Genomic DNA, 21236 nt, shown 5'->3' with positions numbered 1-21236 from the left:
GTTTCAAAATTGAAACGGGATTTTTTTATTTACAATCACAGAATTCTAAAATCGTGGATCAACAATCTAAAATCATCATCTCAGAACAACATCTTTAACCACATCGCGTCTTAATTCCTCGTTAATCATGGCAACGATTTTAGATCTTCCATGACTCAATTCTTCCCTTAATACTGAGGAAGTTAACTCAACGTACAATGTACTTCCTTTCAAAACCACATTATTCGTATAACTGTTCACACCGTTCCCCATCAGATTTTTCCATGCGTCTTTAACGTCAATTTGATCCATTCCGGGTTGCAGTTTATTCACTTGGATAATTTGTTTCAAAACATCCCCAATCGTACTTTGATTATTTAACCTTTTTGCCATCGCCCAGTAAATTTATTGGTCCCGTTTTCTTGTAATGATATTCTTTTTTTTCTGCATTCAACAACACTAATTCATCATCTGTCAAAGTGATTAATTCCTCACTCCATTTCGTAAAAGGAGTTGAATAATCAATATAAGTTTTATCGTCCTTGAATCGTACCGTCACGTTTTCATAAGCATCATTCACTAAAAAAGTCCCGTCTAATTGCGGCATCACTTTCTTCCGAATTCCTTTATTATTTTTGTCAATTTTGAAATAATCATAACTTTCATTGATGTTGTAATCCTTATCTTTTACGGTATCAAAAGTAACCTTCTCGATTTCCCAATACCCATTTAATTTCTCAACATCGGCAGGTTTTATCTTTTGCTTACAAGCCACAAAAAAGAGTGCTATAAAAAGAATACTAAATGTGTTTTTCATATTTAATTTATTTTTTAGGAGCTATTTCCTGCTTTCCACTTCAATCTTTTTATCCGCCGAAAAAGGCGTATAAAAAGGATTTACGTTACAATCAGGGCTATGGCATTCGAATTAAAAAGAAGCTTAATCCCAACGACAAAGTTAAACTTAATAAATTCAAACAAAAACAAAAAATTCAAAACACATTAAACTATTTTCTATATTTTTGGTCTTACCCTACAAATAGCCAGAACATGTCAAAAACAATCTACAGCCTGCTTTTCGCATTTTTGTGCATGAGTTGCAGTTCAGAATCTGCCGACCCAAATCCTACGCCTACACCAACAGAAACACTCTATTTTCCTCCGTTAACAGGTACAACTTGGGAAACAAAATCAATTGCAAGTTTGGGCTGGAAACAAACCGCCGTTCAGCCACTTTTAAACTATTTAGAGCTAAAACACTCCAAAGGTTTCATTATTTTAGTCAATGGCCGAATTGTAATGGAAAATTATTTTAACGGACATGCAGCAGCAACCAATTGGTATTGGGCAAGCGCCGGAAAAACATTGACAGCAACACTTACGGGAATTGCACAACAAGAAGGTTTTTTGAACATCAACAATAAAGTTTCACAATACATTGGAACGGGTTGGACAAGCGAAACATTAGCCAAAGAAAATCTAATTACCTGCAAAAACTTACTCACCATGACTTCTGGTATCGAGGACATCGCTAATGGCGATGATGTCTCTCCGGCAAGTCTGCAATACAAAGCCGATGCAGGAACGCGATGGGCCTATCATAATGTGTATGTAAAATTACAAGATGTGGTTGCTCAGGCAAGCGGTCAAACTTGGAACACTTATTTCAATGCACGATTAAGGGACAAAATAGGAATGGATGGCACTTGGTTTCAGTCTGGCAATAATTCTGTTTATGGAAGTACAGCTAGAAGTATGGCGCGTTTTGGACTGTTGATGTACAATAAAGGAAAATGGGATAACACAATAATTTTGAATGAAAACTACTTTACCGAAGCAACTACTACTTCACAAAATATAAACCTTGGATATGGATATTTATGGTGGCTTAATGGCAAAGCCAGTTACCATTTACCACAATCACAACTTACAATTCCTGGAAGCATTATACCATCTGCGCCAAACGATATGTTTATGGCATTAGGGAAAAATGACCAAAAAATCTATGTGATTCCAAGTAAGAAAATGGTAGTAATCAGAATGGGCGACGCAGCTGACAATGTCAATCTGGCTTTGTCTGATTTTGATGATGTTTTATGGCAAAAAATCAATGCCTTGCATCAATAAATCTACTTCGTTTTCAATCGTTTAATAAAACCTAAAATAAAGAAAACCAAGCCAATTACCAACAAAAAATAATAGAACCCAATACTTTTATCTCGGATAAAATTAGCCAATATAAAAGAAACAATACTTACAAAGTAAAAATAGATTGGGTTAGTGTTTTTGATAGAAGAAAAATTCATTGCCTAAATATTATTTAAAAAAACTATCTACAAATTCGTACTTATTAAAAACTTGAAGATCCTCAATTCCTTCTCCAACACCAATGTATTTTACAGGAATTTGAAATTGATCTGAGATTCCTATGACAACTCCACCTTTGGCAGTTCCGTCAAGTTTGGTAACTGCTAAACAAGTAACCTCTGTAGCTGCAGTAAATTGTTTCGCTTGTTCAAAAGCATTTTGTCCGGTAGATCCATCTAAAACCAATAATACGTCGTGTGGCGCGTCGCCAACAACTTTTTGCATTACACGCTTCACTTTGGTCAATTCATTCATTAAATTAACTTTATTATGCAAACGTCCTGCTGTATCAATAATAACAACATCTGCATTTTGAGCCACTGCTGATTGTAAAGTATCAAAAGCTACAGAAGCCGGATCACTTCCCATGTTTTGTCTCACAATGGGAACACCCACTCTATCTGCCCAAATTTGCAATTGATCAATGGCTGCTGCTCGAAAAGTATCTGCTGCACCTAAAACTACTTTATAACCCGCTTTTTTGAATTGATACGCTAATTTACCAATAGTGGTAGTTTTCCCAACTCCATTTACCCCAACCACCATTAAAACGTATGGTTTCGTTTGTATTGGAATTACAAATTCGGTTGCTTCACCTGAGTTGGTCTCCGATAATAAAGCTGCGATTTCTTCCCGCAAAATTTCATTTAGTTCCTCTATACCCAGATATTTATCTGAGGCAACGCGGTTTTCGATTCGGGTGATTATTTTCAATGTAGTATTCACACCAACATCTGAGGCAACAAGGATTTCCTCTAAATTATCTAAAACTTCATCATCAACTTTTGACTTTCCGGCAACGGCTTTAGTTAATTTCGAAAAGAAATTTGTTTTTGACTTTTCAAGACCTTTATCTAATGTTTCTTTTTTCTCTGAAGAAAATATTCTTTTAAAAAAACTCATTGTATTTGTGGTGTAAAAAATGATGTATAATTCCTAAAAACCCATACGTTTTTCTAATCGGTAAATATAGAAAATAAAAAAGCTACTTCCGAATGAAAGTAGCTTTTCTATATAATGTGCGTCTGAATTATTTCTTTTTCAAGAATTCATCAACTGCTTCTGGAGTCATAATAGATTCTACGAATGTATATGCCCCTGTTACTGGAGATTTCACCATTTTGATGGCTTTTGATAATCTCTTAGAAGATGTCTGTAACGATGCTACTGTTTTCTTTGCCATGACTAATTATTATTTAATTTCTTTATGAACTGTTACACGCTTCAAGATTGGATTAAATTTTTTAATCTCTAATCTGTCCGGAGTATTTTTCTTGTTCTTTGTTGTGATGTATCTTGAAGTCCCTGCAACACCTGATGTTTTGTGTTCAGTACATTCTAAAATTACCTGGATTCTATTACCTTTCTTTGCCATCTTGCTATTTTTTTATTTTGGAAGGGATTATTTAATAAATCCTTCTGACTGAGCTTTTTTCAAAACTGCAGCAATTCCATTTTTATTAATTGTTTTTATCGTAGATGCAGCTACTCTTAGAGTAATCCATCTATCTTCTTCTGGAAGATAAAAACGCTTTTTAACTAAGTTTACAGAAAATTTTCTCTTAGTTTTGTTCATAGCGTGAGAAACGTTATTTCCTACCATCGCTCTTTTACCTGTAAGGTCACAAACTCTTGACATTATACTTATCTTTTATCGTTATTCAAAATCAGGGTGCAAAGAAAAGAAAAATAAACCTATTAAGCAAAGAAAATATTACACATTTTTAAAAATTTCTTTCTGTAATAGCTCTAAACTTTTAATTACGGCTCTATCTATCACTTTTTCACGTGGTTGGCCAAAATTAAATTCTTCAACAATTACTTCGCTTGGTGTAGCCAATGCGATAAAAACGGATCCAATTTCAGCATCTGAGTCTCCTTTTGACGGTCCTGCGTTTCCGGTTGTAGCAATTGCATAATCCGTTTTCATCATCTTTTGTACACTCAAAGCCATAGCCGAAACTACTTCTCTGCTCACAACAGAATATTCTTTTATGAGGCTTTCCGGAATACCTAAAACATTAATTTTAACCTCCGTCGCGTACGAAACAACACTTCCTTTAAAATATTGGGAAGAACCTGAAACCGAAGTCAAAACCTCAGCGATTTTTCCTCCCGTGCAACTTTCGGCAGTTGAAATGGTTTTATGTTGTTTTGTTAATATTTTCCCTACTACCACTTCCAGCGTTTCATCATCATCAAAACCAACGATGATATCATGGATTATAGCATCCAGCGATTTTACGTTTTCTTCAATGGCGGCTTCTAATTTTTCTTTGTCGGTTCCTCGCGCTGAAAGGCGCAAACGAACTCTTCCCGGAGCAGGCAAATAAGCCAATTTTATAAATTCAGGAAGGCTGTTTTCCCATTCTTCAATACGTTCAGCAACCATACTTTCGCCTTGACCGTAAGTAAGAATTGTTTTGTGTAGAATGTAGGGACGCTTGTATTCTCGAACTACTTTTGGAATAATTTCATGCTCTACTAAATATTTCATTTCGAACGGGACTCCGGGAAGCGAAATAAACACCGTATTTTCTTTTTTCATCCACATTCCTGGGGCCGTACCTACCTGATTGTGAAGTACGGTGCATTTTGAAGGAACCAGCGCCTGATCTTTATTGATTTGCGTAATTGTCCGTTTATAAAAACCTTCTATAAGATGGGTAACATGAGCAAGAACTTTCTGATCGACAATTAATTCATCTTCAAAATAATCACAAAATGTTTTCTTGGTAACATCGTCTTTTGTCGGGCCTAAACCGCCGGTAATAATAACCAGATCCACTGTGTTTTGAAGCTTCGCAAACGTTTCTAAAATGTGTTTTTTATCGTCGCTTATCGAAATCATTTCGTTGATTTCAACACCTATTTTATCCAACGATTTGGCAATAAAACCAGAATTTGTATCGACAATTTGGCCTATTAAAATTTCGTCACCTATAGTAACTATGGTTGCTTTCATTTTTTTAGTACTGTTTTTTTTTGTGAGATTGTAATCCAAAAAAAAAGGTATAAATTAATACGTTCCTTTTTTTTTACGTGAGGGATAGAAGTGAAAAATCCTCCCGTTTTTCGGGAGATTACTTCACCTAATAGTTATTTTCATAGGAGTTCAGTGAACTTCGTTTGTAACGGATAGCCCGACCCTTTTTTTCAGCGGGTCACGCCCAAGTTTTACAAATTGAAGTCTTTTTTGATTTCTTTGATGGCATCGTTGACTTGATTCTTAACGCTCTTGAAAGTTTCTTTGATGTCTTTCTTTTTACCCTCCGCTTTGGTCCAGGCTTCAACTTGAAGAATTTCTTCGAAAGCCACGTTTAAACCCATTAAATCCAGCGTTGGTTTTATCTTGTGTGCATAAGCATAAGCATGCTTATGGTCTTTCTTTTTTATTCCTTCTTTGATTTGCAATAAATCGTCTGGAACTTCAGTAACGAACAAAGTCAAAATTTCAGTCACAAATTCTGGATCGTTGTCTGAAAGCGCGTACACTTTTGAAAGGTTGTAATTTATAGCCATTATTTTACTTGTATTCTAAATAGTTGTTGTCCTTCTAAAAACCCTTCTAAAACGTCATCTGGCTTTACAGCAGCGACTCCTTCCGGTGTTCCCGTAAAAATGATATCTCCAATCTTTAACGTAAAAAACTGAGAAACATGCGAAATTAGCTCATCAATTTTCCACAACATAAGACCAGAATTACCAATTTGTACCGTTTTATTGTTGTTGGTTAATTCAAAAGTAATATTTTCTAATGAACTAAATTGATTTTTTGGTAAAAATTCCCCTATAACCGCTGAGCCATCAAATGCTTTTGCTTTTTCCCAAGGTAAACCCTTAGCTTTTAATTTACTTTGCAAATCACGTGCAGTAAAATCAATTCCCACACTAATTTCGTCATAATACTTATGGGCGAACTTAGGTTCGATGTATTTACCAACCTTATTTATTTTGACAATGATTTCAATTTCGTGATGAATATCTTCCGAAAACTCAGGGATTACAAACGGATGTTGTTTCAATAAGACAGCGGAATCCGGCTTCATAAAAACCACCGGTTCTGTGGGTCTTTCGTTGTGCAATTCGGATATATGGTTGGCATAATTTCTACCAATGCAGATTATTTTCATAACTTAGGGTTTGGATTTTGAGTTCTGGTTTTTAGGAACAATTTGTACCCAATACCTATAAACTAATACTTATTTCGTATTCAGTTTTCGAAGTTTGATTGCTGTTAAAACTTTTTTGGTATACAAAGGAAAATCAGCATTTTGCATCCAACTGAAATAACCTGGTTCTGTTTCTAAAACTTTATTCACTTTTACTCCTTTGTGTTTTCCAAAAGCAAAAATCTCTTCGTCATCTTTATCAAAAGCAATCATACCGGCAAAATCAGCAATTTTCTTTCTTGTAGTAAATTCCGATAATAATTTCATGTCGTTTTCCAAGTCAGGATAACGGTCCAGCTGCGCTTTTAAAATTTCATAAGTTGCCATAGTATCCGCTTCGGCAGAATGTGCATTTTCAAGCGTTTTTCCACAATAAAACTTGTGTGCTGCGCCTAATGTACGTTCTTCCATTTTATGAAAAACGGTTTGTACATCTACTGAAACTCTGCCTTTCATATCAAAATCTACTCCGGCTCTCAACATTTCTTCAGCAAGCAACGGAATATCAAAACGATCCGAATTAAATCCAGCCAAATCGCTGTCTTTAATCATATTGTAAACCTGTGTCGCTAATTCATTAAAAGTAGGTTCATTGGCTACTTTTTCGTCCGTAATTCCATGAACAGCCGTTGTTTGAGGCGGAATAGGAATCGTTGGATTCACTAACCACGTTTTGCTTTCTTTATTTCCGTTTGGAAAAACTTTAAATATTGATATTTCTACAATTCTATCTTTTCCGATATCAATTCCTGTGGTTTCAAGATCGAAAAAGCAAATTGGTTTATTGAGTTTAAGTTCCATTTTTAAATTTTGTATGAGTACAAATATAGAAATTTGGGTTTAAACTTTAAACTTTAAAGTTCCATAAAATATCAAAAAAAGAAAACCCGATTGATTTTAAAAATCAATCGGGTTTATATTGCAATTATATACTTTTAAAAATCTCTGTCTATATCGAAAGCTTCCAAATATTCCGCTACTCGTTTTACAAAACTACCTCCTAATGCGCCATCTACAACTCTATGATCGTAACTGTGTGACAAGAACATTTTCTGGCGAATACCAATGAAATCCCCTTCTGGAGTTTCGATTACTGCTGGCATTTTTCGGATTGCTCCAAGCGCTAAAATCCCCACTTGCGGCTGATTGATTATCGGCGTACCAAAAACACTTCCAAAAGTTCCCACATTCGTAACCGTATACGTTCCGCCTTGCGTATCGTCTGGTTTTAGTTTTCCAGCTTTTGCACGGCCTCCTAGATCGTTGACCGCTTTTGCCATTCCAACTAAATTCAGTTGATCTGCATTTTTAATTACTGGAACAATCAAGTTTCCGTTTGGTAATGACGCTGCCATTCCAAGGTTGATATTTTTCTTCTTGATGATAAAATCACCATCTACCGAAATATTCATTCCAGGAAAATCTTTTATTGCTTTGGCAACTGCTTCCATGAAAATTGGAGTATAAGTCAACTTCTCCCCTTCTCTCTTTTCGAAAGCAACTTTATTTTTTTCTCTCCATTTTACAATATTCGTCACATCCACTTCAATGAACGATTGTACGTGAGCTGATGTTTGTACCGAAGCGACCATATAACCCGCAATTAGCTTGCGCATTCTGTCCATTTCTATAATTTCATCCCCACCACTTAAAGATACCGGAGCTGCTTTTTGAGCAACTGGAGCTGAAACTATTTTTTGAACTGCTGCAACCGCAGTAGAAATTACAGGCTGGCTTGTTCTATCTTTTACGTACTCTAAAATATCATTTTTAGTAACTCTTCCATCCTTTCCAGTTCCCGAAATCGATTCTAATTCGGCAACAGAAACGCCTTCTTCTTTGGCTATATTTTTAACCAAAGGCGACAAGAATTTTTCAGAATTTGAGAAATCTGCCGGAACCGAAACCGCTTCTTTAGCTGTATCAACTGTTTTTTCAATTGCCGCAACGGCAGCCGGAGCTGCAATTTCTTTTACTGTTTCAGTAACGGCAGTACTATCTGTTTCAATGATGGCGATGGTTTGCCCTACTTGAACCAAATCATCTTTACCAAACAATTGTTCGACTAAAACACCCGAAACTTCACTTGGCACTTCGCTATCGACTTTATCAGTAGCAATCTCAAGTACCGCTTCATCGGCTTCAATTTTGTCTCCAACTTCTTTCAACCAATTTGTAATGGTCGCTTCAGCAACGCTTTCTCCCATTTTTGGAAGCTTTAATTCAAATCTTGCCATATTGTTAACCTAGAAGGTGATTTTGATTTTCAGTTTGCGAAATTACTAAATATTTTAAATATAAATTACATTTAATGTAATTTTTCACTCTATTTTTATAATCTCACCTCTTTCGTTACTATTATTACTTCCAATTAAAAAATTAGCATTTTTTGGTATGATCTTAAAGGTAAATCCTTTATTCCTTGAAGATTCGAGAATTGCGATACTTTCTTTAAAAGAAACGAATTCGTTATCCAAAATAATTTCGGTTCCATCCCCGCTTCTTAGCGAAGACGAAATTACCATTTTTTCTGTTTTTAAATCATGAAATGAAACTTTTTTTTGCAAAACTAAACTGAGTTTATCCACTAATTTTTGGTTAGCCGAAAACAATAGATATGATTTTGGAGTCATTTTTATTGCAGATTTCCCTTGAAACATTTTTATAAAAGAAAAAAAGACAATTCCTACTTTCATAAAAAGAGAGAATAATGCGGATATACGAAAATGCTTTTTATAAAAGAAACTCATGGCTTCCTGAAAACGTTTCATATAGGTTTCGTCCTTAACGGTACTTTCCCCTTTATAATGTATTACGGTGGTTTCATGGAAATAATAATTGGATTTTCCTTTTTGCAACACCATATAAGACAAATCAATATCATCTGAATACATGAAACAATCTTCATCAAAACCGTCTACTTCAAGATATAATTCTCTTTTCATCAACATAAAAGCTCCTACGAGAATGTCCACTTTTCCCGTTTCATTTTCGTTTAAATGCTGTGCGTAATATTTTCCGAATGTTCTTGATTTGGCAAACAATTTGTACAAACCGGTAATTTTGGTAAAAGCGACCCAAGGTGTTGGAACGCCGCGTTTGCTTTCAGGTAGAAAATTTCCGGTTCCGTCAATGAGTTTGCAACCTATAATTCCCATTGAATCGCATAATTGCGAAGAATGAAGCGATTCTGCAAAAGCCAATACTTTCGTAAAAGTATCTTCGGCGACGACGGTATCCGGATTGAGAATGCAAATGTATTCTCCTTGAGCTTGAGCAACGCCAATATTATTACCTTTTGGGAAACCTGAATTTTCGTTGTTTTGAATGAGTTTTACGTTTGGAAAAAGCTTTTTCATCATTTCGCAACTGTCATCCTGGGAATTATTATCAATTACAATGACCTCACCATCAATTGTTTCTAATGCGTTTTGGACGCTTAAAACACATTGTTCGAGAAAATAACAAACATTGTAATTGAGGATGATGACGGATAGTTGCATCTGACAAATATAATTAGAAAACTTGCCAATTAGAAAATTAGAAAATTATCTTAATAATTTCTTGAGAAGACTTGGATTTTGTTTGTTGTTCCAAAATAGTATTAAATATACGCTTTTTTAAGAAGATTAAAAAACACAAAAACATGTTTCTCCTTAGCCCCGATTGAAGTGAAAATCCTTTTTCTTTTTCTTTTAAAAAGAAAAAGATTGTAACGTAAAGCGGGAACAATGTTTCCAAATAAAACCCAATCATTCGCTCCTAAAAATTAGCCTAAATTTTTAGTTTTAACATTACTTGAACCACAAAAACTTGAAACTTGGTGTAAATGAATTACTTTTGCAAAAAAGTTATGTTTCGTAACGAATTCATAGCTTATAATTTATAACTCATACCCTACAAAGTGAATTACTTATCTGTCGAAAATATCTCGAAATCTTTTGGAGAAAGAACGCTTTTTGAAAACATTTCTTTTGGAATCAATAAAGACCAAAAAATTGCCTTCATAGCCAAAAACGGCTCTGGAAAAACTACCATTATGAGTATTATTAATGGTTTAGAAGAGTCTGATACGGGACAAGTAGTTTTGAGAAAAGGCATAAAAATGGCTTTCCTTTCGCAAAATAACAACTTGCAAGACGAACTGACCATTGAAGAAAGCATTTTCGCTTCGGATAACGAGACTTTGAAAGTGATTGAAGCATATGAAAAAGCATTAGAAAATCCTGAAGACGAAGAAGCATACCAAAAAGCTTTTGACGGAATGGATCAGCACAATGCGTGGGATTTTGAAACGCAGTACAAGCAAATTTTGTTCAAACTAAAGTTAGAAGATTTCAAACTGAAAGTGAAGAATCTTTCGGGTGGACAGAAAAAACGTTTGTCACTGGCTATCATTTTGATCAATCGTCCTGATTTATTGATTCTGGATGAACCTACGAATCACTTGGATTTAGAGATGATCGAATGGCTGGAAAGTTATTTTGCTAAAGAAAATATTACGTTGTTTATGGTGACGCACGACCGTTTCTTTTTAGAGCGTGTTTGTAATGAAATCATCGAATTAGACAACGGAAAATTATACCAATACAAAGGAAATTACTCGTATTATTTAGAGAAAAAAGAGGAACGCATCGCATCCGAGAATTCGAGTGTGGATAAAGCGCAGAATCTTTTTGTGAAAGAATTGGAATGGATGCGCCGTCAGCCAAAAGCGAGAACGACAAAATCGAAATCGCGTCAGGATGATTTTTATGACATCAAGGAAAAAGCGCAAAGTCGCCGTCGTGAAAACAAAGTAGAGCTGGAAATTAATATGGAACGCATGGGAAGCAAGATTATCGAGCTTCACAAAATCTCCAAAAAATTCAAAGATCATGTGATTTTGAATAATTTCAGTTTTGATTTTCAACGTGGGGAACGCATTGGAATCATTGGAAAAAACGGAACCGGAAAATCTACTTTCTTGAATTTATTGACCGGAAACATTCCGCTTGATGGTGGAAAAGTAGTGGTTGGCGAGACTATAAAAATAGGATATTATACCCAAAGCGGGATTAACCCAAAACCGGGTCAGCGCGTTATTGATGTGATTAAGGAATACGGAGAATTTATTCCATTGATGAAAGGAAAATTGATTTCGGCTTCACAATTGTTGGAGCGTTTCTTGTTTGATTCCAAAAAACAATACGATTTTGTCGACAGATTGAGCGGTGGAGAATTGAAACGTTTGTACTTGTGTACGGTATTGATTCAGAATCCAAACTTCCTGATTCTGGATGAGCCTACCAATGATTTAGATATTGTAACACTAAATGTTTTGGAAAGTTTCCTTTTGGATTATCCGGGATGCTTAGTTGTAGTTTCTCACGACAGGTATTTCATGGATAAAATTGTGGATCACTTGTTCATTTTTAGAGGTGACGGTGTGGTGGAAGATTTCCCTGGAAATTATTCTGATTTTAGAGCCTATGAAGACAGTGCTGATGTTGCCCAAAAAGAGGAAAACAAAGCGGACAAAAAAGACTGGAAACAAAACAATCCAACTGGAAACCTAACGTTCAACGAGCAAAAAGAATTCCAAAAAACGGAACGAGAAATCAAAGATTTAGAGATTCAAAAAACAACTATCGAACAATTATTCTCCGACGGAAAAATTGCAGAAGCTGATATTGAAAAGAAAGCTAATGAATTGAAAAACATCATCAATAAAATTGAAGAGAAAGAGGAACGCTGGTTTGAGTTGAGTGCGAAGATAGAGGGATAAGGTTTCATTCGAGAAAAGACTAGTTTGTCATTTCGACGCAGGAGAAATCACATAACGAGAGCAATTAATGTAATTACTCCTGCGTCGAAATGACAAAGCACTACGAATCATTTTATATTATTTACATCCCCAACATTTTCAGCGTTACCGCTAAAAATGTTGGGGATGTTTTTTTTTAGGCAAAAAAAGCGATTTGAAATTAGTAAGAAAAATTTGAGTAAATTAGAAGTGCATTTGATGTTTTGTAGTTTATTTTATATATTTTTGAGAGAAATAAAGCCTGACGTTTGTCAGACAAATCAAGCTATATCTGTTCGGATTGGGATAATTTCAGAAGACCTTATATTAGTAGACAGTAATTCAAACGTTAAATTAGAGAAAAAAAATAAAATTATAAAAGTATGAGCGAAAATCAAACTGAAAAATCAATTTTAGATAGTAAACCTATTAAACCAAAAATAGATGAATTCGATTTGACCGAAGAATCTATCAAAAAATTAGAAAATTTTAGAAATAATTGCAAAAAAATAAATGAAATTATTTTATTCTCTCTTTTCTTGTTATTGATGACATTTGGAGGGTTAATTATACATATATTCAAATTTGAATGGGAATTAGAAGTCATATTTTTTATCCCATCATTATTTTTATCATATGTTACATTTATAAAAATAATTAGATTAATAACTAAAAAAGAACTTGTAGAATTAATTTTTGATTTAACAAAAAGTAAAAACCTTGAAATTATAAACTTGAACTTTACAAAATATGAAAAAGCAAAATCAATTTATAACGAAAAAAACGAACTTTTTGAAAGAAATATAAGAAGAACGGCTTGGAATTATTGGCTTTCATTAAGTGCAATCGAATTCGAAAATGCTGTAGCTGAATTATTTGAAGATAATGGATGGAATGTTAGAACAACATCTTACAAAGGAGACCAAGGAGTTGATTTATTTATTGAAAAAGACGGTTTTAATGCTATTGTTCAATGTAAAACATATAAAAAAGTGTTAGGTCCAAATTCGGCTAGAGACCTTTATGGCACAATGGTTGCCCAAAATGCAAAACATGCCTATTTAACTGCACCTGGTGGTTTTAGTAAATCTACAATGGATTTTTGTCGTGGAAAACCAATAACCTTATTAGATTTAGATGGACTAACAAAAATGTTTTATAATTTTGAAAATTACATGCCTTACTGGATAGATAATGCTAAATCAATTGAAGATCTTCAAAAGGGTATTAATAAACTAACAGGCTCAAGAAAAGAATATTGAATAGCATATGAATTAATGAACAACAAGAGTTTGGAGAAATCTAGGACTACATGCATAATTTAAAGTTGTTCTTATATTTCCAAAGTTTAGTCTTAAACCAAAGCTAAAGGCAAATCGTAGAAAAAAATATAATAAGAATGAAAATTGGTAAATGTAAATTATGCTTATCAGATAATATCGAATTGTTGAGTGAATCTCATATAATTCCTAGATTTTTTCATTATGGTTTAAAAGACGATAAAAAAAAATATAACCTTATGATGCCTGATAAGTTTATTGAAGGAAAACGACAACATTGGCAAAATCCTTCGGGCGCTATGTATGAAGGGAATTTACTCTGTAAAAATTGTGATAATGTGATTATTGGTTCTTTAGAAACTAATTTAAGTAAAATATTAATTGAAAATGAAGAAAATTATAATAAAGAAGACTTTTATACTGATGATAAAAATATAGAATTTAAGATTTACAAAAATATTGATTATAAAAAGTTTAAATTAGGGTTATTGTCAATTTTATGGAGAACCTCAATATCCAATTTAGAGTTTTTTAAAGAAGTAAATTTAACTTTGGTTAACTCTGAAAATATAAGATTAATGCTTTTAAATAATGAAGCAAAAAATATTGAAGATTACCCAATTATTTCATACTTATTAAATAAAGTTGATGAAAAAAATTTAATTATAAATCCTAGATATCTTAATGAAAATGGAAATGAATACTGTAAACTTATAATAAACGGATATGTTTTTTTATTCATCATTAGAAAACTAGAAAGTTCTGAAAAATCAATACTATTACAATATATTCCAAATCACTCTGGATTAATCCACATGCAAATCAAAGAAGAAAAGTATATGAAAAAATATGTTCAAGATATCATTATTGCAACAAAAATGAAATTAAATGAAAAATTAAAATAACTATTTAACCCGCTCTTTGAAGTTTACATAGTTCTTGGTTAAGCTGCAAATGTCTCTGACTTTGCGCCCATTACAATGAGCAACAAAATAATTAAGCAAAAAACCACAACAAAATCAAATTCTGTTGTGGTTTTTTATTTTAAAAACTCGTAACCTTTGTAATGGTTTACGCAAAAAACAAGGTCTTCTTGTGATAATTATATAAAATCGAATCATATAGGGTTACTTTAGGCGCAACTTTTTCTGAAGAAGCATCAAACTCGATACCGTTGTATTTGCGGAACAAGTAAATTTCTTTCAAACAATTAGCCAAACTCTTATGGATTAAGGTCTTAAAAGTTGGCAATTTTTTGTCTCCTACCAATAAATCAATTTGGTAATTCGAACTCGTTTTCGATATATTATTTCCGATGATTCTTACAGTAAATTTTGTTGGAATTCCGTTTTGTTCCCCTTGATACTCTATTACCATAGTATTTAAAATTAAAATGTGGTTAAATTAGATAATGCTCAACTTTTATATTTATTGAATTCTACATTAAAGATACTAATATAAAGAAAACTGCAGAATAACAGCCCCTAAATTATTAATTTACAACAAAAATAATTAATAAAACGGTTTTGAACCTAATTTAAAACTCTAAAAATTTCATAAACTTTATGGCTTTTACCAAGGAATCGGATTGTAATCTTTCAAAAACTTCCCACACCAGTGTTTTCCTGTATTGATACCGTCAAACAATGGATCCATAACCCGTGCAGCACCATCCACAATATCCAGTGGTGGTTGGAAGTCTTCTTCTTCCTGTTTTCTTTTGGCTAATTCTGCCGGATCTTCGTCTGTTACCCAACCGGTATCAACCGCATTCATAAAAATTCCATCTTTCGCCAAAGTTCCAGAGGAAGTATGGGTCAACATATTCAAAGCGGCTTTGGCCATATTGGTATGCGGATGGCGGTCTTCCTTGAAAAAGCGATGAAACTTTCCTTCCATAGCCGAAACATTGATGATGTGCTTTTGTCCAGTATTGTCTTTCTTCATCACTTCCGAAAGGCGGTTACACAATACAAAAGGCGCTACTGAATTAACTAATTGCACCTCAATCATTTCCGTCGTTTCTATTTGTCCCAAACGCAAACGCCAGCTGTTGGTTTTTCTTAAATCTACTTGCTGCAAATCGGCATCAAGTTCCCCTTCCGGAAAAACTTCATTTGCCACGAGCGCATTATCAAACGAATACGGAATCTGGGATAATTTGGCGGAAGCGCGCAAACCAATTCCAGGTTCTGGTCCATGCCAAGTCACCGGCATATTTTGATTCGAAGAAACGCCTGATGTCAAGACTTTTAATTCATCCAGACAATTGGTATGATCCAGTAATAATTCTTGTGCTTGTTTTGGCAAAGAAGCAATGGAAAGTTCTTCGTTTTCTATTAAATGAGTATAGAATCCGGCGGGACGTCTTACCGTTTGTGCCGCATTATTGATTAAGATATCCAATCGTTCGTATTTTTGCTCAATGAAATTGCAAAAAATTTCCACACTGGGAATGTGTCGTAAATCCAATCCGTGAATTTTTAAACGATGTCCCCATTCCATAAAATCATCTTCCTTAGAAAAACGCAATGCTGAATCCACCGGAAAACGAGTCGTTGCAATAACAGTTGCGCCTCCGCGTAAGAGCATCAACGTAATGTGATAGCCTATTTTTAAGCGAGAACCCGTAATAACAGCTACTTGACCTTTTACGTCTGCGGTTTGAAAACGTTTGGCATAATTAAAATCACCACAATCGGTACACATCGTATCATAAAAGTGGTGCATTTTAGTAAACTCGGTTTTACATACATAACAATTTCTAGGAGTTTCCAGTTCTAATTGTTCTTTAAGAGCGAGATGGTTTATAGCCAACAATTTGGGTGCCACAAAAACACTCGCTTCACGGGCATGTCGAATTCCGGTTTCTTTACGGGCGGTTCTGTCCCGCTTTTCCATTTTGCGTTTGATTGCCAGTTTCCCGTCTTTTTTTCTACGGGAAAGTTCGTCACGATCCGGTCTGGAAAACATTCCTGCCGCTTTGATTAAGGCCGTTCGTTGTTCTTTCGGGATATCAAATATTTGATCTGTATCGGTATTCAATTGCGCCAAAATAGCGATGCATCGGTCAATTTCTTCCGAGCTTATGGCAGTCTTATTTTCTATTGCTGATGTTATCATTATATAAAACAGGCATTTTTATTAGCAAAAATACCAAGGGTACAAATATACTATTTAAAGTGAATAGTATTTAGGGAGAAGTGATTCATGTAATACCTGAATTATTACTAATTACCAAGGCATCGCTTTTAGAGTTAATAGCGTTTAACCTATACCAGAATAACTTTTAAGACGTTTCCACTTTAGAATCTGCCAAATCTGCGTGCCTATATTTTTCACACAGATTTTACAGATTTACGCAGATTATTCAGTCCGCACTAATTACTCCTTTTTTGTATCTTCGTGCTTTCTTTATAAAAGCCCTAATAATCTATGTTTTTCCAAATAAAATCGTACTTACAATTCCTTTGGCACTCTAAAAATGAGCATGCAGTACATTCACCGTTTGTATTTACTTTATTGACCAAATGCTTTTATGACAAAAAATCAAAACCCGAATATGCTGTTTTAAAGAGTTACAGAAATTCACTTTTAGAAAACAGCAATACCATTGAAGTAACTGATTTTGGTGTAGGTTCGAAAGTTTTCAAGTTCAATACTAGAGTAATCTCCAAGATCGCAAAAACGGCTGGAATTTCTCCAAAACGTGCCAAATTATTATTTAGAATCACAAATTATTTACAGCCAGACCCGAGCGATAACGAACAGGCGATGCAATCTATTTTAGAAATTGGCACTTCATTAGGATTAGCAACTTCCGCGCTTTCATTAGGTAATTTAAAAGCAAAAATCACAACGCTGGAAGGTTGCCCTAACACAATGGCAATTGCAAAAAGCCAATTTATACAATTTGGTTTAACCAATATAAATTCAGAAGTAACCGAATTCAACGCTTATTTGAGTAAACTTCAAACTTTAAACTTTAAACTCATTTACTTCGACGGCAATCACTCGAAAAAAGCAACTTTAGAATATTTCGGATTATTACTTCCTACGATTACTAATGAAACCGTTTGGATATTCGATGACATTCATTGGTCACCAGAAATGGAAGAAGCGTGGAAAATCATAAAAAAAAATCCAAAAGTTACTGTTACGATTGACACTTTTCAATGGGGATTGGTATTTTTTAGAAGAGAACAGCCCAAAGAGCATTTTATAATTCGCATTTAATGCAAAAAAAAATGACAGCCATTGCTGACTGTCATTTCTAACCTTGAATTAGTAAGTCGTTTATTCTTTTGCTCTTTTCATTTCTCCTGATTTTGCACCCATTCTATTCACTTTCAACATTGGAGCAAATTTGAATTTTAAAGCAGCAATTTTTCTGTTATCTTCAGACGAAAGTCCTTCTTTTTCAACAGTATTTTTTCTGCTGTCCAATGCTTCGTACATTAATTTAATTTCATCCCAGTCTTCACGTGTATAACTGTCTTTATTATCTTCAGCAGTATGGATAAATTGTTGGTAAACACTATGTATATTAGCTGCATTTACCCAGCTAAAATTCATATCATCCCCAATTTTTCCTTGACCAAATAAAGCATTTCTTAATTGTTGTTTTGAGCTAATTGTTACATCAGTAGTTGGTTGCTCTGGCGCTTTTTCAGCTTCATATTTAGCTTTTAAAGCTTCATATTTAGCTCTACTTGCATCAAGACGCTCTTGCGCTGCTGCATTATCTTTCATGTTTGCTATAGCAGCTTCAGCTTCTCCGCTTTTCAATTCATAAGTAGCTTCAATTCCTTGCCAATTCCCTCTAGCATCTTCTGCTGCAACATTACCAACTGAATCTACATACATAACGTAGCTATCAACTGATTTCTCAGCTTGCTCCGCTTTTTCATCCTTACAAGAGGTAAATCCTAAAGCGATTACCGCTACTCCTAATAATAACTTTTTACTTTCCATAATTTCTTGAATTTGATTAAATATTATTTAAACAAAGCTACACAATATTGCTAATTAATTAATACAAATACAAAAATATTATAAATTATTCATATAATTATGAAATAAAAAGAAATAAAGCGTAAATTATATAAATTATTACTAAAATAGTATAAAACAATAAAGAGGGTTTTTATATATTAAAAATCGTGTTTAAGAGAAATCTAAAGAAAACAAAAACGTTATTCCAATATAAATCATTCCGCTATTCTAAATTGAAGCAAAAAAATGTAACAAATTTTAAAAAACAACTACTTATTAATAATTCGAAAGTCTTTTGTACTTTTAAAGCCAAAAATCGTTAATTAGCAATCAAAAATCCCAATGGCAAACCCGTTAATCAAAATAACTAATATCAAACGAGATTTTGTTCTCGGAAATGAAATCGTTTACGTCCTAAAAGGCATTGATTTACAAATAAATAAAGGGGAATACGTGGCATTAATGGGACCTTCAGGATCCGGAAAATCTACTTTAATGAATTTATTAGGCTGCTTAGACACGCCAACTTCCGGGAGTTATATTCTGAACGGAAAAGATGTCAGCCAAATGAAAGATGATGAATTAGCTGAAATTCGCAATAAAGAAATAGGATTTGTTTTCCAGACTTTCAATCTTTTGCCAAGAACAACTGCGCTGGATAATGTGGCTTTACCCATGATTTACGCAGGTTATTCTAAATCAGAAAGAAATGTCCGAGCTACTGAAGTTTTGGAACAAGTAAATCTTGCAGACAGAATGGACCACCAACCCAACCAACTTTCGGGAGGACAACGTCAGCGTGTGGCTATTGCAAGGGCCTTGGTCAACAAACCATCTATCATTCTTGCCGATGAACCTACGGGAAATTTAGACAGTAAAACATCATTAGAAATCATGAAACTTTTTGGAGACATCCATGCCAATGGAAACACCGTTATTCTGGTAACGCACGAAGAGGAAATCGCGGCTTATGCGCACCGAATCATTCGTTTAAGAGATGGACTTATTGAAAGTGATACTATAAAATAGTTTTTTAGGAGCTATTTCCGGCTATTTGCTTGTATCTCTTTCTTTTTTCTAAAGAGAAAAAGAAAGAGGATATCGCTGCTATCCGGGCTAGGGAATCCTACTTACAATTATATTTAAAATTCCAAATAATCATAGCAAATGAAAATTGCTTTACTGACCTGTGAAAAACTCTCGGACTTAAATCCCGAAGACCAAAAATTAATCCCTGCATTAGCGAAACATACCATAGAAGCCAAAGCAGTAATTTGGAGTGACAAAACCATCAATTGGACTGATTTTGACTATTTAATTTTTCGCAATACCTGGGATTATTTCGAAAAAGAAACCGAATTTACTATTTGGCTCGACCAAATAGAAAAATTAGGAATTAAAACACTCAACCCCATTGAAGTAATCAAGCAAAATATACATAAGTTTTATTTGCGTGAAATGGAAAAGCAGGGAATTACAATTCTTCCGACTGTTTTTATAGATAAAACAGATAATCTCAATCTTGCAGAACGGATTCCCTTACATTGGAAAAAAGCAGTTATAAAACCTGCCTTTTCTGCGGGCTCGTATCACACCGAAGTTTTTGAAATATCGGATATTCCAAAAATAAACGAACAATACAAAACTATCGCCCGAAAAAAAGAATTGCTTTTACAGGAATTCATGCCCCAAATTCAAACTTTGGGTGAAACTTCATTTATCTTTTTCAATAAAAAATTCTCCCATTGTGTCAACAAGAAACCCGTTGAAGGGGATTTTAGAGTACAATCCCAATTTGGAGGAAAATACAATTTGGTTCAACCAAGTCAGGAACTTATCGAAAAAGCACTAAAAATTGTCCATACTTTTCAAGACAATTTATTGTATGCCAGAGTGGACGGAATAGTAATTGACAATGATTTGTACGTAATGGAAATTGAATGCATCGAACCCGATTTGTATTTCAATCTCAGTGAAGGTTCACTGGACCGATTTGTAGCGGCAATAGTGGAATTAATATCCTAAATTTGTTCTTTTAAAATCAAATAAACGGGAGATGAAAGTATATACAAAGACGGGAGATAAAGGAACAACAGCACTTTTTGGCGGAACCAGAGTCCCAAAAGACCATGCCCGTATAGAAAGTTATGGCACAGTTGACGAATTGAATTCTCATATAGGTTTAATTCGGGATCAAGAAATGAATAACCATTACAAAGAAATCCTTATCGAAATTCAAGATCGATTGTTTACCGTGGGCGCCCTTTTGGCTACGCCTCCGGAAAAAGAGGTGATGAAAAACGGGGAATTGCGTTTAAAAAAATTGGGGATTATCGAGTCCGATATTGAATTATTGGAAAATGAAATTGACGCTATGGAAGAAGCATTGCCACCAATGACTCATTTTGTACTTCCCGGCGGACATACCACTGTGTCATATTGTCATATAGCACGTTGCGTATGTCGCAGAGCAGAGCGTCTAGCAGTACATTTAAGCCACAATGAACCCGTTGCTGAAATCGCAATCAAATACCTGAACCGACTTTCTGACTATCTTTTTGTGTTGGCACGAAAGTTGTCTCATGATTTGAACGCTGCGGAAATTCAATGGATTCCAAGGAAATAGTTTTCAGTATGCAGTGGTCAGTTTCAGCTGTA

General features: G+C 34.3%; 23 protein-coding genes. 8 read left to right on the top strand and 15 right to left on the bottom strand.

Annotated features, from left to right (window positions below; genetic code table 11):
* Positions 1-75: 75 nt before the first annotated feature.
* Complete coding sequence (locus tag ACM55K_RS07220; RefSeq protein WP_035673647.1) at positions 76-372, bottom strand: DciA family protein; 297 nt, start codon at positions 370-372, stop codon at positions 76-78.
* Positions 353-796, bottom strand: coding sequence for a hypothetical protein (locus tag ACM55K_RS07215; protein ID WP_416849555.1), 444 nt, complete (start codon positions 794-796; stop codon positions 353-355). Before ACM55K_RS07215 ends, ACM55K_RS07220 begins: the two co-directional genes overlap by 20 nt.
* Positions 797-1029: 233 nt before the next feature.
* On the opposite strand from ACM55K_RS07215, the gene ACM55K_RS07210 reads away from it, so the two are divergent.
* Positions 1030-2106, top strand: a complete 1077-nt coding sequence (locus ACM55K_RS07210; protein WP_416849554.1) for a serine hydrolase domain-containing protein — start codon at positions 1030-1032, stop codon at positions 2104-2106.
* A 189-nt stretch (positions 2107-2295) separates the two neighbouring features.
* Here ACM55K_RS07210 and ftsY read toward each other — a convergent pair whose 3' ends face one another.
* The 10 genes from ftsY to ACM55K_RS07160 form a co-directional block, all read right to left on the bottom strand.
* Positions 2296-3249 carry a signal recognition particle-docking protein FtsY gene (ftsY, locus tag ACM55K_RS07205; protein ID WP_416849553.1) on the bottom strand — a complete coding sequence of 318 codons (954 nt, stop codon included), beginning with the start codon at positions 3247-3249 and terminating at the stop codon, positions 2296-2298.
* 127 nt (positions 3250-3376) lie between these two features.
* Positions 3377-3529, bottom strand: coding sequence for a DUF4295 domain-containing protein (locus ACM55K_RS07200; RefSeq protein ID WP_143386768.1), 153 nt, complete (start codon positions 3527-3529; stop codon positions 3377-3379).
* A gap of 9 nt (positions 3530-3538) precedes the next feature.
* Positions 3539-3721, bottom strand: a complete 183-nt coding sequence (rpmG, locus tag ACM55K_RS07195; RefSeq protein WP_017495179.1) for a 50S ribosomal protein L33 — start codon at positions 3719-3721, stop codon at positions 3539-3541.
* A gap of 27 nt (positions 3722-3748) precedes the next feature.
* Positions 3749-3985, bottom strand: coding sequence for a 50S ribosomal protein L28 (gene rpmB, locus ACM55K_RS07190; RefSeq protein ID WP_024980263.1), 237 nt, complete (start codon positions 3983-3985; stop codon positions 3749-3751).
* A gap of 75 nt (positions 3986-4060) precedes the next feature.
* Positions 4061-5311 carry a CinA family nicotinamide mononucleotide deamidase-related protein gene (locus ACM55K_RS07185; protein ID WP_416849552.1) on the bottom strand — a complete coding sequence of 417 codons (1251 nt, stop codon included), beginning with the start codon at positions 5309-5311 and terminating at the stop codon, positions 4061-4063.
* 212 nt (positions 5312-5523) lie between these two features.
* On the bottom strand, positions 5524-5868 hold the full coding sequence (locus ACM55K_RS07180; protein ID WP_416843636.1) for an Hpt domain-containing protein: 345 nt from the start codon (positions 5866-5868) through the stop codon (positions 5524-5526).
* Positions 5868-6479 (bottom strand): fumarylacetoacetate hydrolase family protein, encoded by a 612-nt coding sequence (locus ACM55K_RS07175; RefSeq protein WP_416849551.1) that lies wholly within the window; start codon positions 6477-6479, stop codon positions 5868-5870. Before ACM55K_RS07175 ends, ACM55K_RS07180 begins: the two co-directional genes overlap by 1 nt.
* Positions 6480-6548: 69 nt before the next feature.
* Positions 6549-7319 carry an exonuclease domain-containing protein gene (locus tag ACM55K_RS07170; RefSeq protein ID WP_416849550.1) on the bottom strand — a complete coding sequence of 257 codons (771 nt, stop codon included), beginning with the start codon at positions 7317-7319 and terminating at the stop codon, positions 6549-6551.
* A 134-nt stretch (positions 7320-7453) separates the two neighbouring features.
* Positions 7454-8755: a dihydrolipoamide acetyltransferase family protein gene (locus ACM55K_RS07165; protein ID WP_416849549.1), complete on the bottom strand. Its 1302-nt coding sequence runs from the start codon at positions 8753-8755 to the stop codon at positions 7454-7456.
* Between the two features lie 84 nt (positions 8756-8839).
* Positions 8840-10021 carry a glycosyltransferase family 2 protein gene (locus ACM55K_RS07160; RefSeq protein WP_416849548.1) on the bottom strand — a complete coding sequence of 394 codons (1182 nt, stop codon included), beginning with the start codon at positions 10019-10021 and terminating at the stop codon, positions 8840-8842.
* A gap of 401 nt (positions 10022-10422) precedes the next feature.
* Between ACM55K_RS07160 and ACM55K_RS07155 the strand changes: the two genes are divergently transcribed.
* The 3 genes from ACM55K_RS07155 to ACM55K_RS07145 all read left to right on the top strand — a co-directional run bounded on the left by ACM55K_RS07155 (position 10423) and on the right by ACM55K_RS07145 (position 14488).
* The gene (locus tag ACM55K_RS07155) at positions 10423-12285 is read left to right on the top strand and encodes an ABC-F family ATP-binding cassette domain-containing protein (protein ID WP_416849547.1); all 1863 of its coding nucleotides are present in this window, start codon (positions 10423-10425) and stop codon (positions 12283-12285) included.
* A gap of 401 nt (positions 12286-12686) precedes the next feature.
* Positions 12687-13565, top strand: coding sequence for a restriction endonuclease (locus tag ACM55K_RS07150; RefSeq protein WP_416849546.1), 879 nt, complete (start codon positions 12687-12689; stop codon positions 13563-13565).
* Between the two features lie 137 nt (positions 13566-13702).
* Positions 13703-14488 (top strand): hypothetical protein, encoded by a 786-nt coding sequence (locus tag ACM55K_RS07145; protein WP_416849545.1) that lies wholly within the window; start codon positions 13703-13705, stop codon positions 14486-14488.
* 166 nt (positions 14489-14654) lie between these two features.
* Here ACM55K_RS07145 and ACM55K_RS07140 read toward each other — a convergent pair whose 3' ends face one another.
* On the bottom strand, positions 14655-14960 hold the full coding sequence (locus tag ACM55K_RS07140; RefSeq protein ID WP_416849544.1) for a hypothetical protein: 306 nt from the start codon (positions 14958-14960) through the stop codon (positions 14655-14657).
* A 195-nt stretch (positions 14961-15155) separates the two neighbouring features.
* Complete coding sequence (locus ACM55K_RS07135; RefSeq protein WP_416849543.1) at positions 15156-16706, bottom strand: SDR family NAD(P)-dependent oxidoreductase; 1551 nt, start codon at positions 16704-16706, stop codon at positions 15156-15158.
* A gap of 312 nt (positions 16707-17018) precedes the next feature.
* Between ACM55K_RS07135 and ACM55K_RS07130 the strand changes: the two genes are divergently transcribed.
* Complete coding sequence (locus ACM55K_RS07130; RefSeq protein WP_416849542.1) at positions 17019-17819, top strand: O-methyltransferase; 801 nt, start codon at positions 17019-17021, stop codon at positions 17817-17819.
* A 60-nt stretch (positions 17820-17879) separates the two neighbouring features.
* Here the strand turns inward: ACM55K_RS07130 and ACM55K_RS07125 are convergent, their stop codons facing one another.
* Positions 17880-18557, bottom strand: a complete 678-nt coding sequence (locus ACM55K_RS07125) for a hypothetical protein (protein ID WP_416849541.1) — start codon at positions 18555-18557, stop codon at positions 17880-17882.
* Between the two features lie 363 nt (positions 18558-18920).
* Here ACM55K_RS07125 and ACM55K_RS07120 point away from each other — a divergent pair, with 363 nt between their 5' ends.
* From ACM55K_RS07120 to ACM55K_RS07110, 3 genes are all read left to right on the top strand, one after another.
* On the top strand, positions 18921-19607 hold the full coding sequence (locus tag ACM55K_RS07120; RefSeq protein ID WP_416849540.1) for an ABC transporter ATP-binding protein: 687 nt from the start codon (positions 18921-18923) through the stop codon (positions 19605-19607).
* Between the two features lie 138 nt (positions 19608-19745).
* The gene (locus ACM55K_RS07115) at positions 19746-20603 is read left to right on the top strand and encodes an ATP-grasp domain-containing protein (RefSeq protein WP_416849539.1); all 858 of its coding nucleotides are present in this window, start codon (positions 19746-19748) and stop codon (positions 20601-20603) included.
* Between the two features lie 31 nt (positions 20604-20634).
* On the top strand, positions 20635-21204 hold the full coding sequence (locus ACM55K_RS07110) for a cob(I)yrinic acid a,c-diamide adenosyltransferase (RefSeq protein ID WP_416849538.1): 570 nt from the start codon (positions 20635-20637) through the stop codon (positions 21202-21204).
* The last annotated feature ends 32 nt before the right edge of the window (positions 21205-21236 follow it).

The organism is Flavobacterium arabinosi (genome assembly GCF_048158725.1).
Taxonomy (GTDB): Bacteria; Bacteroidota; Bacteroidia; order Flavobacteriales; family Flavobacteriaceae; genus Flavobacterium; species Flavobacterium arabinosi.
Note: the sequence above shows the minus strand (reverse complement) of the source record. Positions and strands in the feature narration are given on the sequence as shown.